At 72.1% G+C, this 16153-nt stretch carries 14 protein-coding genes; 6 read left to right on the top strand and 8 right to left on the bottom strand.

Annotated features, from left to right (window positions below):
• Nucleotides 1-38: 38 nt before the first annotated feature.
• From ACF1AG_RS29390 to ACF1AG_RS29380, 3 genes are all read right to left on the bottom strand, one after another.
• On the bottom strand, nucleotides 39-743 hold the full coding sequence (locus ACF1AG_RS29390) for an endonuclease V (RefSeq protein WP_359608024.1): 705 nt from the start codon (nucleotides 741-743) through the stop codon (nucleotides 39-41).
• Nucleotides 744-825: 82 nt separating this feature from the next.
• Complete coding sequence (locus ACF1AG_RS29385; RefSeq protein WP_359608026.1) at nucleotides 826-1149, bottom strand: plasmid stabilization protein; 324 nt, start codon at nucleotides 1147-1149, stop codon at nucleotides 826-828.
• 91 nt (nucleotides 1150-1240) lie between these two features.
• Nucleotides 1241-2338: a WD40/YVTN/BNR-like repeat-containing protein gene (locus ACF1AG_RS29380; protein ID WP_391810658.1), complete on the bottom strand. Its 1098-nt coding sequence runs from the start codon at nucleotides 2336-2338 to the stop codon at nucleotides 1241-1243.
• A gap of 265 nt (nucleotides 2339-2603) precedes the next feature.
• Between ACF1AG_RS29380 and ACF1AG_RS29375 the strand changes: the two genes are divergently transcribed.
• Nucleotides 2604-3017 (top strand): SsgA family sporulation/cell division regulator, encoded by a 414-nt coding sequence (locus tag ACF1AG_RS29375; RefSeq protein ID WP_359608030.1) that lies wholly within the window; start codon nucleotides 2604-2606, stop codon nucleotides 3015-3017.
• Nucleotides 3018-3096: 79 nt separating this feature from the next.
• On the opposite strand, the gene ACF1AG_RS29370 is transcribed toward ACF1AG_RS29375, so the two are convergent.
• The gene (locus tag ACF1AG_RS29370; protein WP_359606636.1) at nucleotides 3097-3711 is read right to left on the bottom strand and encodes a GPP34 family phosphoprotein; all 615 of its coding nucleotides are present in this window, start codon (nucleotides 3709-3711) and stop codon (nucleotides 3097-3099) included.
• Nucleotides 3712-4032: 321 nt separating this feature from the next.
• Here ACF1AG_RS29370 and ACF1AG_RS29365 point away from each other — a divergent pair, with 321 nt between their 5' ends.
• The 4 genes from ACF1AG_RS29365 to ACF1AG_RS29350 all read left to right on the top strand — a co-directional run bounded on the left by ACF1AG_RS29365 (nucleotide 4033) and on the right by ACF1AG_RS29350 (nucleotide 9993).
• On the top strand, nucleotides 4033-5655 hold the full coding sequence (locus ACF1AG_RS29365) for an ABC-F family ATP-binding cassette domain-containing protein (protein ID WP_359606634.1): 1623 nt from the start codon (nucleotides 4033-4035) through the stop codon (nucleotides 5653-5655).
• 10 nt (nucleotides 5656-5665) lie between these two features.
• Nucleotides 5666-7930: an ATP-binding cassette domain-containing protein gene (locus ACF1AG_RS29360; RefSeq protein ID WP_391810657.1), complete on the top strand. Its 2265-nt coding sequence runs from the start codon at nucleotides 5666-5668 to the stop codon at nucleotides 7928-7930.
• Between the two features lie 152 nt (nucleotides 7931-8082).
• Complete coding sequence (gene ddaH, locus ACF1AG_RS29355) at nucleotides 8083-8859, top strand: dimethylargininase (protein WP_391810656.1); 777 nt, start codon at nucleotides 8083-8085, stop codon at nucleotides 8857-8859.
• Between the two features lie 159 nt (nucleotides 8860-9018).
• Nucleotides 9019-9993 carry an acyl-ACP desaturase gene (locus ACF1AG_RS29350; protein ID WP_391810655.1) on the top strand — a complete coding sequence of 325 codons (975 nt, stop codon included), beginning with the start codon at nucleotides 9019-9021 and terminating at the stop codon, nucleotides 9991-9993.
• Between the two features lie 17 nt (nucleotides 9994-10010).
• Here ACF1AG_RS29350 and ACF1AG_RS29345 read toward each other — a convergent pair whose 3' ends face one another.
• From ACF1AG_RS29345 to ACF1AG_RS29330, 4 genes are all read right to left on the bottom strand, one after another.
• Entirely contained in the window at nucleotides 10011-10259 is a 249-nt protein-coding gene (locus ACF1AG_RS29345; RefSeq protein ID WP_048460172.1) for a WhiB family transcriptional regulator, read from the bottom strand.
• Nucleotides 10260-10409: 150 nt separating this feature from the next.
• Nucleotides 10410-11204, bottom strand: a complete 795-nt coding sequence (locus ACF1AG_RS29340) for a VOC family protein (RefSeq protein WP_387797484.1) — start codon at nucleotides 11202-11204, stop codon at nucleotides 10410-10412.
• 109 nt (nucleotides 11205-11313) lie between these two features.
• The gene (locus ACF1AG_RS29335; RefSeq protein ID WP_387797483.1) at nucleotides 11314-12354 is read right to left on the bottom strand and encodes a LacI family DNA-binding transcriptional regulator; all 1041 of its coding nucleotides are present in this window, start codon (nucleotides 12352-12354) and stop codon (nucleotides 11314-11316) included.
• 88 nt (nucleotides 12355-12442) lie between these two features.
• The gene (locus ACF1AG_RS29330) at nucleotides 12443-13432 is read right to left on the bottom strand and encodes a multicopper oxidase domain-containing protein (protein WP_391810654.1); all 990 of its coding nucleotides are present in this window, start codon (nucleotides 13430-13432) and stop codon (nucleotides 12443-12445) included.
• 206 nt (nucleotides 13433-13638) lie between these two features.
• Between ACF1AG_RS29330 and ACF1AG_RS29325 the strand changes: the two genes are divergently transcribed.
• Nucleotides 13639-16140: a ThuA domain-containing protein gene (locus tag ACF1AG_RS29325; protein WP_391810653.1), complete on the top strand. Its 2502-nt coding sequence runs from the start codon at nucleotides 13639-13641 to the stop codon at nucleotides 16138-16140.
• The last annotated feature ends 13 nt before the right edge of the window (nucleotides 16141-16153 follow it).

Below are 16153 nucleotides of genomic sequence, written 5' to 3'. Positions count from 1 at the left end.
CTGCCGTCGGACGGGCGTTCGGGCATCCGTACGCGTACTCAGTCCGCCGTGAGTGCGGGTGCTGCCTCGCGGAGGGCGCGGCGGCACAGGGCGTCCGCCCTGCGGGTGGTCTCGGGGAGGCGGTAGGCGGGGGCCAGGGCGAGCGTGTGGGCGCAGGCGTTGTCCAGGCTGACCCGGTGGCCCACCGACACGAACACCGGCTTGACGCCGTCCCGGGTGCGCAGGGCGCGGCCCACTTCCTCGGCGCCGGCGAGCAGCGGCGAGGAGCTGCCGCGCGGGGCGGCGGGCTCGTCGTAGGTGAAGGTGAAGGGGTTCTTGGCCACACCGATCGTCGGGAGTCCGGTGAGGACGCCGAGGTGGACGGCGAGGCCGAAGCGGCGCGGGTGGGCGAGGCCGTAGCCGTCGCAGACCACCAGGCCGGGCGCGCAGGGCAGCGCCTCCAGGGCTGCCAGCACCGCGGGGATCTCGCGGAAGGCCAGCAGTCCGGGCACGTACGGGAAGGAGATCCGGCCGACGGCCGTGGACTCGGCGACGACGTCCAGGGTGGCCGCGTCCAGTACGACGGCCGCGGCGGCGACCGCGTCCCGCTCGTCGTCGTAGGCGACGTCGACGCCGGTCACGTGGCCGGTGCCGGGCGGCGGGCCCGGTTCGCCGAGCACCACCTTCGTGCGCAGCTCGTCCTGGACCGCGCGGGCCTCTTCCTCGGTGGCCGGCCAGCCGGCCGGTGTGCGTACCGTCGTCATGGTGCCCCGAGCCTACGGGGCGGGGCGCTCCGCGCGGAGAGGGCCGGCCTCCCGGCCGCGGCCCCGCGCGGAGGCACGGGGCTCACTTGCCGAGCGCCCGCTGCAGCTGGCCCTTGTTCATGCTCGAACGGCCCTCGATGTTCCGCTTCTTGGCCTCTTCGTAGAGCTGGTCGCGGGTCGGGCCCTGGGGGCCCTTGCCGGACCGCTGGCCGCCGCGCTTGCCGGAGGACATGTCCTGCGTCGACGTCCGGCTCGCGGTCTTCGACTCGCCGGACCGGGCGCGTTCCTTGTTCACCGTCCGGGCGGCGATCTCCTTGGCGCGCCCGGTGCTCTCGCCCCGGTCCTTCGCGCTCTCCTTGATGTGCTCGTACTGACGCTCCCGCTTGGGGCTGGAACCGCTGGGCATGTCCGCTCACTTTCTCTCGCGCTCGGCGAGCGCTCGGTCGCGTACAGCGGTCGGGTACCCCGGACTGCGGAATGCAGTGCCCCCGCCCGGGTCACTGCTCCAGCCGGGCGACCCTGCCCTTCTCCCCCGCCGCCCAGCAGCTCCGGCCGGGCGTGCAGTCGACGGTGTCGTACGAGCCGGTGTCGACGGTGCGCCAGGTGCGGCCGCCGTCGGTGGTCAGATCGGTGCCGGTGGGGCCGACGGCGAGGGCGGCGGTGCGGCTGTGCGGGAGCCAGGCGACGCCGGAACGGTAGGCCGGCGGGGGCCCCGCCGCCGGGCGCCACCCGCGGCCGCCGTCCGTGGTGCGCGCGGCGGCGTCGGGCGACGGCAGGCCGGGGTTGAAGTCGCCGCCGACGGCGAGACCGTGGTGGCGGTCGCGGAAGGCGAGGGCGAAGACGCCGCGCGCCGGGTCGCCGGCGGGGACCGGGGTGTCGGTGGCCGTCCAGGTGCGGCCGCGGTCGGCGGAGTGCAGCACGCGGGCGCGGTCCGCTCCCCCGGTGGCCAGCCACACGTCCTTCGGCCCGGACGACACCAGGCACTGGCCGCTCGCGGCGAACCCGGCCTCGCCCTCCAGCGCCGGCGGCATGCCGGTGTCCGGGAGCACGGTCCAGGAACGGCCGCCGTCGCGGGTCGACAGGATGCGGAACTTCCCGTCCACGGGGTCGCTCATGGCGAGACCGTGACGGTGGTCGAAGAAGGTGACGCAGTCGTAGAAGGCGCGGGGATCCGGGTTGCGGAAGGTCTCGGTCCAGGTGGTTCCGCCGTCGTCGGTGCGGTAGACGCGCGAGTCCTCGCCCTCCCCGATCGCCAGCACCACGGCCCGGCGCGCGTCGAACGCCTCGACGTCCCGGAACTGCAACTCCCCCGCGCCGGGCGGCGAGACGTCCCGCCAGGTCCGTCCGCCGTCGGTGGTGCGCAGTACGGTGCCGAGGGTTCCGGCCACCCACGCGGTGTCGCGGCTGACGGCGGCCAGACCGCGGAACCGCACGTCGGGGGCTCCGGTGTCCTTCAACGACCAGTGCGGTGCGCGCCCCTGGTGCGCCGGGCCCTGTGCCTGGGCGGGTACGACGGTGAGCGCGGCGAGTGCCGCCGCGCAGGCGGCCGCCGCCGTCGCCCGGCGGAGGCGCCGTCCCGTGCGTCCCGTCGTCACCGGCCGTCGCGTACTTCCCCAGCGCCCCATGGCGGGCGAAGCTAGCCCACCGGCGGGACGGCGTCCAGAGCGCCCTCCGGCGGCGGCCGCTCCAAGTGGCCCGCGCGGCACGGCAGGAGAGACGTGTCACTCGGGTGCATGAAGGCGGTGACAGAGGTCACTCGCACTCCATGCGCACGGAATGGCCGATTCCAGCGTCTCCTCAAGTAGCCGACAGACACGAACCGCCCGGAAGCCAGCCCAGCCGTCACGAGGGAGCAAGGCGTTGTCCACCGTCATCGAGCAGTCCGTAGAGGCCCGCCTGGTCGCAGCAGCGCCGCGGATGCCCAACATCCCCGCCACGCTCCACTACGACGGCGCCGACCCGTTCGCCGTCCGCATGACCTTCCCCGCGCCCGCCACGCTCGAAGGCGTCGACGTGTGCTGGACGTTCGCCCGTGACCTGCTCGCGGCGGGCATGGAGGCCCCGGAGGGCGACGGCGACGTCCGGGTGCGCCCGTACGGATACGACCGCACGGTGATGGAGTTCCACGCCCCGGAGGGCACGGCCGTCATCCACGTCCGTTCCGGCGAACTGCGCCGCTTCCTGGAGGCGACGAGCGAACTCGTCCCCACCGGCCTCGAACACCTCCACCTCGACCTCGACCACGACCTCGCGGAACTGATGCGGGACGCGTGAGCTCACGGCGGACGGCCAGGACCCCGGGTGACGCGGGGTCCTGGCCGTCCGCCGTTCGTCGTTCTCGGGCCGTCGTGCCTCAGGGGCCCTTCGGCAGCGAAGCCGCCGGAGCCGCGTCGCGCAGGCCCCGCTCCAGTTCGTGGAGGATCGCGGTGAAGCCCGGGTCCGCCGGCACGGCCGGCGCTGTGCCCGGGGCCGGGAGGGGGAGGTCGGCCGCCATGGCGAGGGCGAGGGTCGTCGCGGTGGTGGCGGAGACCTCTGCGGGAGCCGTGGCACCGGAGAGGACCTGGCGGGCCTCCGTCCGCAGGGCGTCCGCGCGGGCCCTGTCGGCGAGGACGTGGTCCACGGACGGGAACACGCCGAGCACCCGGTGCTTCTCGGCCCGCAGCACGCCCTCGGCGACCAGGTGCTCGCGGACCGCGTCCAGGGTGTGCCGGGCGTGCAGCGTCACCCAGGTGCGCCAGTCGTGCGGGAAGGACTCGCTGACCAGTTCGAGGAGCCCGTCGAGGGACGGGTCGCCGGTGCGGGAGTCCAGGTCGCGCGGGGTCGCGATGCCGTCGTCGTCGACCAGCAGGCCGCGCCGCGCAAGATCGGCCAGGGCGCCGGCCCGAACCACGGGGGCGGCCCGGGTGGGGTCGAGGTCCCAGGCCAGCAGGCACAGGCGGGCCGGCAGGGAGAGCGGGCCGTTGGGCACGAGGCCTCCTCGGTGCGGGGACACGGGGTCCACGATGTCCAAAAATCGCGTTGCCGGCCCGTGGGGCCGCGCGTAAAGTCGTCAGCGGTTCTGTTGCCGCCGATAGGAGAAGGACGTTGCTCGTCTGAGGTTCTGAGACACCGCCTCACACCGGTCAGGTGTGTGCGCTGCGTGCGACCTCGGCGTTCGAGCCGTCCTTGCGGTCCCTCCGCAACGGGGCTTTTCTCATGCCACGGATTCCTCCCCGGCTGCCGGTCGTCGTCCCGCGGTGTCTCGATACGCGTGTGCCCCTGATCGAACCGTGCAACCGCGGAGGCCCGCATGTCAGCTTCTCTCACCTGTCACTCCCTCTCCTTCACCTGGCCCGACGGCACCGTCGTCTTCGAAGAACTCGACGCGGCCTTCGGCCCGGGCCGCACCGGCCTGGTCGGACTCAACGGTTCGGGCAAGTCGACGCTGCTCAAGCTGATCGCCGGGGAGCTCACCCCCACGGAAGGCTCCGTCAAGGTGTCCGGCGAGGTGGGCCGGCTGCCGCAGACCGTGACGCTGGACACCTCGCTGCGGGTCGACGAGGCCCTCGGCATCGCCGCGAAGCGGGCAGCGCTGCACGCCATCGAGGCGGGCGACGTGGCGGAGGAGCACTTCGAGACCGTCGGCGACGACTGGGACGTCGAGGAGCGCGCCGTGGCCACGCTCGGCGAGCTGGGTCTCGGCCACATCGGCCTGGACCGCACCGTCGGCGAGGTGTCCGGCGGCGAGTCGGTCATGCTGCGGCTGGCCGCGCTGCTGCTCAGCCGGCCCGACGTGCTGCTGCTCGACGAACCCACCAACAACCTCGACCTGTACGCCCGCAGACGGCTGTACGCGGCCGTCAAGAGCTGGCAGGGCGTCCTCGTCGTGGTGAGCCACGACCGGGAACTGCTCGACCTGGTCGACCAGATCGCGGACCTGCGCGCGGGCGGGATCACCTGGTACGGCGGCAACTACACCGCGTACGAGGAGGCGTTGGCCGTGGAGCAGGAGGCCGCGGAGCGCATGGTGCGCGTCGCCGAGGCCGATCTGCGCAAGCAGAAGCGCGAACTGGCCGACGCGCAGGTCAAGCTGGCCCGCCGCAAGCGCTACGGCCAGAAGATGTGGGACAACAAACGCGAGCCCAAGGTCGTCATGGGCGAACGCAAGCGCCAGGCTCAGGTCGCGGCCGGCAAGCACCGCATCATGCACGAGGAGAAGCTCGCCGAGGCCAAGGAGCGGCTCGACGACGCGGTGGATGCGGTGCGGGACGACGACGAGATCCGCGTCGACCTGCCGTTCACCGCCGTGCCGCCGGGGCGCCAGGTCCTCACGGTAATGGATCTGGAGCCGGTCTACGGCGCCCGGGTGAAGGGGCTCGACCTGCGGGGCCCGGAGCGGGTGGCGCTGATCGGACGCAACGGCGCCGGGAAGACGACGCTGCTGCGCACGATCGCCGGGGAGCTGGCCCCGGAGTCGGGCGAGGCGACGGCGCACGTCCCGCTGCGGTTCCTGCCGCAGCGGCTCGACGTCCTGGACCCGGAGCTGACGGTGGCGGAGAACGTGGCGCGGTTCGCGCCGGGCGCCACCAACAACCGGATCCGGGCGCGGCTCGCCCGCTTCCTGTTCCGGGGCGCCCGCGCCGACCAGCAGGCGTCGACCCTGTCCGGCGGCGAGCGGTTCCGGGCGACCCTGGCGGCGCTGATGCTGGCGGAGCCCGCGCCGCAGCTGCTGATGCTGGACGAGCCGACGAACAACCTGGACATCGCGAGCGTCCGGCAGCTCACCACGGCGCTGGAGTCGTTCGAGGGGGCGCTGGTCGTGGCCAGTCACGACCTGCCGTTCCTGGAGTCGATCGGCATCACGCGCTGGCTGATGATGGAGGGAGGAGAGCTGAAGGAAATCACGCCAGAAGCTGTCGGGTATTCCGCCTAGCGTCGAGGGCATGACCCAGCAGGACAGCTTCATCTCCATCACCGGGGCCACCGAGAACAACCTCAGGGACGTCTCGCTCCGCATCCCGAAGGGCCGGCTGACCGTGTTCACCGGCGTCTCGGGGTCGGGGAAGTCGTCGGTCGTCTTCGACACGATCGCGGTCGAGTCGCAGCGGCAGCTGAACGAGACGTACACCTGGTTCGTGCGCAACCGGCTGCCCAAGTACGAGCGGCCGCACGCACGGGCGCTGGAGAACCTGACGCCGGTGATCATCGTCGACCAGCGGCCGGTCGGCGGCCACTCCCGGTCGACGGTGGGCACGATGACGGACGTGCACTCGGTGCTGCGGGTGCTGTTCTCCCGGCACGGCACCCCGAGTGCGGGCCCGGCGACCGCGTACTCGTTCAACGACCCGTCGGGCATGTGTCCCGGCTGCGACGGTCTGGGCCGGACCGTGCGGCCGGACTGGGACCGCATCCTCGACCCGGACCGCTCCCTCGCCGAGGGGGCGGTCCGGTTCCCGCCGTTCGCGCCGGGCACCTGGCAGGGACAGGCGTACACCAACAGCGAGGACCTGGACCCGCTCCAGCCGGTGCGTGAGTTCACAGCCGCCGAGCGGGAGTTCCTGATGCGGGGGCGGCCCGGCAGCAAGGTCACCGTGCAGGGCACGGGCGGCACGTGGACCACCGAGTACGAAGGGCTGGCCGACCGCTTCGAACGGCTGTACCTGAAGCGGGACCTGGAGGGGATGAGCCAGAAGACCCGCGACCTGGTACGGGAGTTCCTCACCGAGGGCGTCTGTCCCGACTGCGGCGGCGCCCGGCTCAACCGGGCTGCCCTGGCCTCCCGGATCGGCGGCCGGAACATCGCCGAGCTCTCGGCGATGCAGGTGTGCGACCTGATCCCGGTGCTGCGGGAGATCGACGACCCGGTGGCGGGCCCGGTCGCCGCGGCCGCCGTCGCCGCGCTGGAGCGGATCGACCGCATCGGCCTCGGCTACCTCTCGCTCGACCGGGAGACGGCGACGCTGTCAGGCGGCGAGGGCCAGCGGCTGAAGACCGTACGGCACCTCGGCTCCAGCCTGTCCGGGATGACGTACGTCTTCGACGAGCCGAGCGTCGGGCTGCACCCGCGGGACGTGCACCGGCTGGGCGAACTGCTGCTGCGCCTGCGGGACAAGGGCAACACCGTGCTGGTCGTCGAGCACGACCCGGACGTCATGGCGCTGGCCGACCACGTGGTCGACATGGGCCCGGGCGGGGGCAGCGAGGGCGGCAGGGTCGTCTTCGAGGGGACGCCGGCGGAGCTGGCCGCCTCCGGCACCCTCACGGGACGCTGCCTCGGGCGGCGTACGGAGGTGAGGACCCAGGTGCGCACGCCGTCCGGCGAGCTGTGGGTGAAGGGAGCGGACCGGCACAATCTGCGGGACGTCACCGTGTGCTTCCCGGCCGGGGTACTGACCACGGTGACCGGAGTGGCGGGGTCGGGGAAGAGCACCCTGGTCGCCGAGTTCACCGACGCGCACCCCGAGGCCGTGGTGGTCGACCAGTCGTCCGTCGGCATCTCCGGACGGTCCACTCCGGCCACCTATCTGGGGTTCATGGACATCGTGCGGAAGATCTTCGCGCGGGGGACGGGTGCGGAACCGGGGCTGTTCAGCTTCAACTCCACCGGCGCCTGCCGGACCTGCGGCGGTCGGGGGATCCTGTACACCGACCTGGCGTTCATGGACCCGGTGACCACCACCTGCCCGGACTGCGAGGGACGGCGGTTCGGCGAGGAGGTGCTGCGGCTGACCGTCGGCGGGCGGTCCGTCGCCGACGTGCTGGAGATGACCGCCGGCGAGGCCCTGGACTTCTTCCACGACGAGGGCGCACGGCGACGGCTGCGCGCGCTGCGGGACGTCGGGCTGACCTACCTCACGCTGGGCCAGCCGCTGTCCACCCTGTCCGGCGGCGAGCGGCAGCGGCTGAAGCTGGCCACCCGGCTGCACCGGGACGGCGCGGTGTTCGTGCTGGACGAGCCGACGACCGGACTGCACATGGCGGACGTGGACGGGCTGCTCGGCCTGCTGGACCGGCTGGTGGACGGGGGCAACACGGTGATCGTGGTCGAGCACAGCCTCCAGGTGGTGGCGCACGCGGACCACGTGGTCGACCTGGGTCCGGGCGGCGGACGCGACGGCGGCCGGGTGGTGTTCGAGGGCACGCCGGCCGAGCTGCTGCGGGCACCGGGGTCGTACACCGGGGAGCATCTGCGGCGGGCCGTGGGCTGAACCGGGTTACCCGTGGTACATCTCATCGGGGCCCGGGGTGGTCCCGCCGGGCGGCGGACTGCATGATGGCGGGGCCGGGGCCCGTGGCCCGCCGGTCCCGCCAGGGCCCGGACGCCCCGAGAACCAGCACGTCCGATCCGAAAGGCGAACCCGTGCCCAGCAAGAAGGCCCTCGTCCGCCGTCCCGCGCCCAGCCTCGCCGAAGGGCTGGTGACCCATGCCGAGCGGGAGGAGGTGGACGTCGACCTCGCCGTGCGGCAGTGGGAGACGTACACGGAGGCGTTGCGGGCGCACGGCTGGGAGACCGTCGAGGTGGACCCGGCCGACGACTGTCCGGACTCCGTGTTCGTGGAGGACACGGTGGTGATGTTCCGCAACGTGGCGCTGATCGCCCGCTCCGGCGCCGAGTCGCGGCGTGCGGAGACCCTCGGTGTCGAGGAGGCCGTGGCGTCCCTGGGCTGCTCGGTGAACTGGGTGTGGGAGCCGGGCACGCTGGACGGCGGCGACGTCCTGAAGATCGGCGGCACGGTGTACGTGGGCCGCGGCGGGCGCACCAACGCGGCCGGGGTGCAGCAGGTGCGGGCCGCTTTCGAGCCGTTGGGCGCGCGGGTGGTCGCCGTGCCCGTCGCCAAGGTGCTGCATCTGAAGTCGGCGGTCACCGCGCTGCCCGACGGGACGGTCGTCGGGCACATTCCGCACATGGACGCCCCGTCGCTGTTCCCGCGGTTCCTGCCGGTGCCCGAGCCGTCCGGGGCGCACGTGGTGTGCCTGGGGGGCGACAAGCTCCTGATGGCGGCGAGCGCCCCGAAGACGGCGGAGCTGTTCGCGGACCTCGGGTACGAGCCGGTGCCGGTGGACATCGGCGAGTTCGAGAAGCTCGAGGGCTGCGTGACCTGCCTGTCGGTGCGGCTGCGGGACCTGTACGCCTGACCGGCCGTTCCGGGGTGAAAGGTTCCGCTGGTCAGCGGCCTTTTACGGTGCTCTTAACCTACGGCTTCGTAACCTACGGGTACGTAGCCTACGATGCCGTAGGTCGACCGGCACCGCTCGCCGGCGCGTCCGCATGTCCCCGTCCCCCTGGAGCCACCCGTGACGATCACTCCTGCCCACCTCGGCAGCCCCTCCGTCTGGACCGACGCCCGGCTGCTGTACGCGCTGGAGGAAGTGGTCGAGAAGGAGCTCAACCGGCACCTGAAGGTCGCCAAGGACTGGATGCCGCACGAGTACGTGCCGTGGAGCGACGGGCGCAACTTCCCGGGCTTCTACGAGGACGGCGAGGCCTGGGACAAGGAGCAGTCGAAGGTCACCGAGGTCGGCCGGATCGCGCTCGTGGTGAACCTGCTGACGGAGGACAACCTCCCCAGCTACCACCACGAGATCGCCTCCCTGTTCGGCCGCGACGGCGCCTGGGGCACCTGGGTGCACCGCTGGACCGCCGAGGAGGGCCGTCACGGCATCGTGATGCGCGACTACCTGCTCGCCTCGCGCGCCGTGGACCCGGACAAGCTCGAAGAGTTCCGCATGTCGCACATGAGCGAGGGCTTCGAGTCGGACAACCGGCACTCGATGCTGCACTCGGTCGCCTACGTGGCCTTCCAGGAGCTGGCCACCCGCATCTCGCACCGCAACACCGGCCACCAGTCCGGCGACCCGGTCTGCGACCGCATGCTGGCCCGCATCGCGACCGACGAGAACCTGCACATGGTGTTCTACCGGAACCTGCTGAAGGCGGCGTTCGAGCTCGCTCCCGACCTGACGATGCAGGCCGTCCGCGACGTGGTGGTGAACTTCCGCATGCCCGGCCACGGCATCCCCGGCTTCGAGCGCGCCGCCGCCCAGATGGCGATCGGCGAGGTCTACAACATGCGCATCCACCACGACGACGTGCTGCAGCCCGTGCTGCGCTTCCTGAAGATCATGGAGATGGATGGGCTGGGCCCGGAGGGCCTGAAGGCGCAGGAGGAGCTCGGTGTGTTCCTCGGCGGGCTGGACTCGGAGGCGCGCAAGTTCGACGAGAAGCTCGCCGCCCGCAAGGCCCGGATGGCGGCCCGCGCCGCCGGCTGACCCTGGCCGGGGCGGTTCTAGCGGGAGTCGGTGCGCCGCAGGGCGTGGCGTTCCTTCTCCGACAGGCCGCCCCATACGCCGAAGCGCATGTCGTGCGTGAGGGCGTACTCCAGGCAGGTGGCGCGGATCGGGCACAGGCCGCAGATGCGCTTGGCCTCACGGACCGAGCTGCCGGGCTCGGGGAAGAAGAAGTCTCCCCCGGTCTGCGCGCACAGCGCCTCCTCCTGCCAGGAGAGGTCGGGCGGCGTCAAAGTGTCGGTGTGCATGGCCGGAAGCGTGCCCGAGCGTGAAAAACGTTCGATCAACGCGGCATCAACGCCGGGGCCCCGGGGCGGCGGCCCCGCCCCGGCGGAACCGCGCGGCGGCCACGATGATGACGTCCGGTCGCCCGGTCGCGCACGGCGGCGCGCCGGGAATCAGGTCTCGCGCGGGTCGCCCCTGAGCACCGCGAAGCGCGCGCCGTACGGATCCTCCAGGCGGGCCAGCCGGCCCACGCCCGGGACCGAGGTGGGGGGCATCCGCACCCGGCCGCCCAGCTCGGCGGCGCGCGCGGCCACGGCGTCCGGGTCCTCGGCGCCGATGTACGGCAGCCAGTGGGGGCGGCTCTCCTCCGCCTCGACGGGGTCGTCGGCGAGCGGCACCATCCCGCCGAATGCGCCCTCCTCCGCCGTCCCCGGCGAGCTGACGGACGTGTAGACGCCGCCGGGGAAGGTCACCGCGGACGTCTCCCAGCCGAGGACCGCGCGGTAGAAGGCGGCGGCGCGGGCGATGTCCGGCGTGTACAGCTCGGCCCAGCAGAGGCTGCCCGCCTCGCCGACCGACTCCAGTCCCTGGCGCTCTCCCGGCTGCCACACGCCGAAGGCGGCGCCCATCTGGTCGGCGAGGACCGCCGCCCTGCCCTGCTCCCCCACGGAGACCGGCGGTGCGGGCACACTTCCCCTGGCCTTGCGGACCGCGTCGGCGGCGGCGTCGGCGTCGGAGGCCCGGAAGTACACGGTCCAGGCGGCCGGGCCCTGTCCGCCGGTGAGCGGGGCGCAGCCCGCGACGATCCGGCCCGCCCGCTCGAGGAAGCCGTAACCGCCGCCCTCGGGTCCCGCGGAGCGGTACGTCCAGCCGAACAGGGCGCCGTAGAAGGACGCGGCGCCCTCCGGGTCGGGCGTGGTGACGTCGATCCAGCAGGGCGCGCCGTCGACGAAGCGGGTGGTGAGCATGGTGCCTCCTGAGGGGAGTCCCGTCGCCTGCTCCGCCGAGTCTTCCACCCTCCACCGACAATCGCCCGGACAGCACCCGGACGGCCCACGGCCGGCAGGGGCCGGAAGGTCAGGCGGAGTTCCTGCGGACCAGCGTGACCGGCAGCACCACCCCGGACGGCCCGGTGCCGTCGTTCTCGGCGGGTGCGGTGCCGCGGTCCAGGTCGCGGAGCAGCAGGCGGGCCATCAGGCGGCCCATCTTCTCGATGTCCTGACGGACCGTGGTGAGCGGGGGCTCGGTCTGCTCGGCGATGGGCAGCATGTCGTCGAAGCCGGCCACGGCGACGTCGTCGGGCACGCGCCGGCCTTGGTCGCGCAGGGCTCGCAGGGCGCCCGCCGCCATCAGGTCGTTGCCGGCGAACACCGCGTCCAGGTCGGGACGGCGGGCGAGCAGGGCCCGCATCGCCCGCTCGCCGCTGGCGGCGGTGAAGTCGCCCTCCTCGACCAGGGCCGGGTCGGGGTCGGCGACGACGTCCCGGAAGCCGTCGAGCCGGTCGACGGCCGAGGTCTGGTCGAGGGCGCCGGTGATGTGCGCGATCCGGCGGCGGCCGAGGCCGAGGAGATGCCGTACGGCGTCGCGGGCGCCGCCCCGGTTGTCGGTGTCGACGTAGCGGACGCCGTCCTCGCCGCCGTTCCAGTGCGGACGGCCTCCGAACACCGTCGGCAGTCCGGCGCGCTGGATCAGTCCGGGCAGCGGGTCGTCGATGTGCAGGGAGAACACCAGGGCACCGTCGACGTGTCCGCCGGCCAGGTAGCGGGCGACGCGCGCGTGGTCGTCACGGTCCTCGGTGAGCAGCAGCACCAGCTGGTTGTCGTGGGCCGTGAGTTCCTTGCTGATGCCGCGCAGCTGCCGGGCGAAGAAGGGGTCGGCGAAGACACGGGTCTCCGGTTCGGCCACGATGACGGCGACCGCGTCGTGGCGCCGGGTGACGAGACTGCGGGCGGCCTGGTTGGGGACGTAGCCGAGTTCGTCGACCGCGCGCCGGACACGTTCGGCCAAGGGCTCGCGCACTCCGTCGGAGCCGTTGACCACACGGGACACCGTGGCCCGGGAGACCCCGGCCCGCGCGGCCACGGCCTCCAGCGTGGGACGTGGCGCACTCTCGCTCACTTCGGGGCTCCTCACCTGGCGGTTGGCCGAAAGGATAGCCCCGACCGGCCCGGCGGCGAGAGCGCTCTCGCCGCGTGCGGGCCGTCCGTCAGTGCGCGTGCCCGGACTTCTCTTCCGAGGAAGCGGTGTGGGCGTGTTCGTGCGGGTCGTAGCCGGGGATGGTTCCGTCCGGTTTCTTGACCAGGAACAGGCCGACCATGCCCATGTCGGAGTGACTCTGGACGTGGCAGTGGTACATCCAGGCGCCCGCGCCCACCCCCTCCCCCGCGATCACCTGGAATCCGAAGGAGTCGGCGGGCCCGCAGATCTTGGTGTCGACGACCCGGGTGGGGTCGTCGGGCCCGGTGAGGATGCCGGTGCGGTTGTCCGCCCAGCGGTGACCGTGCATGTGGAAGGTGTGGTAGTACTCGCCGTGCGTGATCATGACGATCTCGACCCGGTCGCCCACGGTGGCCTCGAAGTCGGGCCCGGTGTGCGCCGGCTTGTTGTTGATCGTCATGTCGTTGAAGACGATGGTGTGGGTGGCGTCCGGCAGGATGTCGCCCTTGCGGCGCACGACGACCGGGCCGTAGAGCCCGTTGCGGATGCCGCCGGTGCCGTGCACGGTGCCGACGACGTGGTCGTGGTAGTGCCAGTAACCGGCGCTGCCCGCCCGCCAGGTGCCGTCCTCGCGCCGGCCGGGCCTGTGGGTGCGCCAGGTGTAGGTGCGGGTGCCGCCGGGCTCGACGGCGCTCTTGTTCTGCTGGGTGCCGTCGCTGGAGATCTCGTAGTCGACTCCGTGGACGTGCAGGCTGACGGGGACGTCCATGGTGTTCTCGAACTCGATGTGCAGGGTGTCGCCCTCGTTGAGCTCGATGAGCGGGCCGGGGATCGTCGCCTTGCCCTTCTCGAAGCCGTAGCCCATCTGCCCGCCGTCCAGGCGTTCGGCGTACATCTTGATCCGGCGCACCTCGCCCCCGGCGGGCGCGGTTCTCGCCGTCGCGGCGGCGCTCGCGGCCTCGGATGCGGTGGACAACGATGTCGTCGCCACCGCGGCGCCGCCCAGGAGTACCCGTCGGTTGAAACCGCGTCTGTCCATGCCGAACTCCCCATTTGGCTGTCATGAACCTGTGAAACCGTAGCGGCCACCCCAGGGTTTATCCACACTCAGGACAAAGTTCGTTTCTTTGCTGCGATAGGTATTGGCGTCTGACGCAAAGAGGTCTAGCTTCCTTGTCGCTGTTGCTGCGACCGAGGAGGGTGGGTGGCCGCGTGCGGTCCACATCGCATCAAGAACCCCCGTACATGAGCGGGTTGAGCACAACGAGCACCTCGAACGCACGAAGGACGAGAACGAGACGACGCGCCTGGGCCGCCACCGTGGCCGCCGGTGTCGTCGCCGCCGGCCTGCTGTCGGGTCCCGCCGCCAGCGCGCGCACGGCCCCGGATCCGTCCCTGACAACGATGTCCATCACGTCGCCCCCCGGCGGCGCCGACGTACGTGTGCTGTTGTTCCACGGCTCGGCGGCCGGCGGTGACGAGTCACCTCTGGTGAACGCCGGGATCGCGGCGATCGAGCGGATCGGCCAGACCGGCCCGGAGAACCAGCGCTTCACGGTGACCGCCACCGGCAACCCGTCGGTCTTCACCAACGACAAGAAGCTGAGCCGCTTCAACACGATCGTGTTCCTCACCGGCGGCGGGGACGTCCTCGACCCGGAGCAGGAGGCGGGTCTCGAGGCGTACATGGAGGCCGGCGGCGGGTTCGTCGGTCTGCACGACGCGGCCCGCGCGGAGCCGTACTCGGACTGGTTCACCGGTCTGATCGGCGCCCGGCCCGCCGCGGGGCAGGCCACGGTGCAGCGGGCGACCGTGGAGATCGGCGACCGGGTGCACCCGGCCACCAAGAGCCTGCCGATGGAGTGGAAACGGCCCGACAAGTGGCTGAACTGGGTCAAGAACCCGTCCGGCGACGTCCACACCGTCGCCCGGGTGCGCGAGTCGACCTACCGGCCCGGCACCGGCGCCAACGGCTGGGACCACCCGGTCAGCTGGTGCCGTGACTACGACGGCGGCCGCTCCTTCTACACCGGCATGGGCGGCACGGTGTCGTCCTACGACGAGACCGACTTCCGCGAGCATCTGCGCGGCGCCCTGCTGTGGACCACCCGCCTGGTGCGGGCCGACTGCAAGGCGACCATCACCGGCAACTACAAGGCGGAGCGGCTCACGCAGCCCAACCAGCCCGGGCAGAACGACCAGATCGGCGAACCGCACGGTCTGGTCACCGCGCCCGACGGCCGCGTGTTCTACATCGGCCGGGGCGGCGCCGACGCATCGCAGCCGGTCGTCACCGACTGGAACGACCCGGATGTCGGCAAGGGCACGGGCGAGATCCACGTCTACGACCCCGGGACCGAGAAGGTCACGCTCGCCGGAGCGCTCACCGTCTTCGGCAACAAGGGCGGCGGCGACGAGCTGACCAAGGTCGAGGAGGGCCTGCTCGGCATCGAACTCGACCCGCAGTTCGCGCGGAACGGGTGGGTGTACCTGCACTGGACGCCGCACTCGGGGATCGACCGGGACACGCGCATGGCCGATCGGCGGGTCTCCCGCTTCACTCTCGACCACGCCACGAACAAGCTGGACCCGGGGAGCGAGAAGGTGCTGCTGGAGTGGCCGGTGCAGATCCACAGCTGCTGCCACGCGGGCGGCGGGATGGCCTGGGACTCCAAGGGCAACCTGTACATCGCCACCGGTGACAACAACTCCAGCGGCTTCAGCGACGGTTACTCGGGCAACAACCCGCAGCCCAACTACAAGGGCGTGTCCTTCGCCGACGCGCGCCGTACCGCCGGCAACACCAACAACCTCAACGGCAAGATCCTGCGCATCCACCCGGAGCCGGACGGCACGTACACCCTCCCCGAGGGCAACCTGTTCACGGGCAGGGAGACCGACGAGGGCGGCGGCAAGACCCGCGGCGAGATCTACGTGATGGGCGTGCGCAATCCGGCGCGGATCTCGGTCGACAAGGAGACCGACGTCCTCTACGCCGGCTGGGTCGGCCCCGATGCGGGCGCCCCGTCGGCGACCTGGGGACCGGCCAAGTACGACACCTTCGCCGTCATCACCAAGGCGTCGAACCGCGGCTGGCCGTACTGCATGGGCAACAAGCAGCCCTACCGGGACCGCAACCTGCCCGACCCGTCCAAGCCGCTGGGCTGGTACGACTGCGACCACCCGAAGAACGAGTCGCCGAACAACGACGGCCTGGTCAACCTGCCGCCGGTGACCGGCAACAACATCTGGTACTCGCCGCAGGGCGGCGGCCCGGACTTCCCGCGCGACGAGAACGGCGTCCCCTCCTACGAGCAGGACGAGGCGACGTACCGGCTGCCCTGGCTCAAGGGCGGCGGGCAGGCCGCGATGAACGGCCCGGTCTACCGCTACGACGACACGAACTCCAGTGACGTCAAGTGGCCCGCGTACTGGGACGGCAAGTGGTTCGTCGGCGACTTCTACGACGCCGACCAGCCGCGCAACGCCGTGCTGATGGACCCGAGGACGCAGGGCGACGGCGGTCTGCCGGTGCACTCGGAGTCCCTGAAGAAGATCGTGCCGGTCGGCAACGACGGCATCAAGAACCTGATGGGCTGGACGTTCGGCCCGGACGGTGCGCTGTACGTGCTGGACTACGGGCGCGGGTTCTTCACCTCCGACGCCAAGTCCGCGCTGTGGCGCGTCACCTACACGGGCGGCGGGCCGACCCCGGCCGCCGGCCGGCTGGCGAGGGGGACGCAGTGACACGACGACCGAG

The organism is Streptomyces sp. NPDC014764 (assembly GCF_043082785.1).
GTDB lineage: Bacteria > Actinomycetota > Actinomycetes > Streptomycetales > Streptomycetaceae > Streptomyces > Streptomyces althioticus.
This window is presented reverse-complemented; position numbering and strand designations above follow the sequence as displayed.

What these genes read in the sequence shown, in the direction of transcription:
- ACF1AG_RS29340 (WP_387797484.1), bottom strand. Translation starts at nt 11,204, where the DNA reads ATGCTCACCACCCGCTTCGTCGACGGCGCGCCCTGCTGGATCGACGTC.
- ACF1AG_RS29325 (WP_391810653.1), top strand. Translation starts at nt 13,639, where the DNA reads ATGAGCGGGTTGAGCACAACGAGCACCTCGAACGCACGAAGGACGAGA.
- ACF1AG_RS29345 (WP_048460172.1), bottom strand. Translation starts at nt 10,259, where the DNA reads ATGCACACCGACACTTTGACGCCGCCCGACCTCTCCTGGCAGGAGGAG.
- ACF1AG_RS29330 (WP_391810654.1), bottom strand. Translation starts at nt 13,432, where the DNA reads ATGGACAGACGCGGTTTCAACCGACGGGTACTCCTGGGCGGCGCCGCG.
- ACF1AG_RS29365 (WP_359606634.1), top strand. Translation starts at nt 4,033, where the DNA reads ATGTCAGCTTCTCTCACCTGTCACTCCCTCTCCTTCACCTGGCCCGAC.
- ACF1AG_RS29385 (WP_359608026.1), bottom strand. Translation starts at nt 1,149, where the DNA reads ATGCCCAGCGGTTCCAGCCCCAAGCGGGAGCGTCAGTACGAGCACATC.
- ACF1AG_RS29360 (WP_391810657.1), top strand. Translation starts at nt 5,666, where the DNA reads ATGACCCAGCAGGACAGCTTCATCTCCATCACCGGGGCCACCGAGAAC.
- ACF1AG_RS29390 (WP_359608024.1), bottom strand. Translation starts at nt 743, where the DNA reads ATGACGACGGTACGCACACCGGCCGGCTGGCCGGCCACCGAGGAAGAG.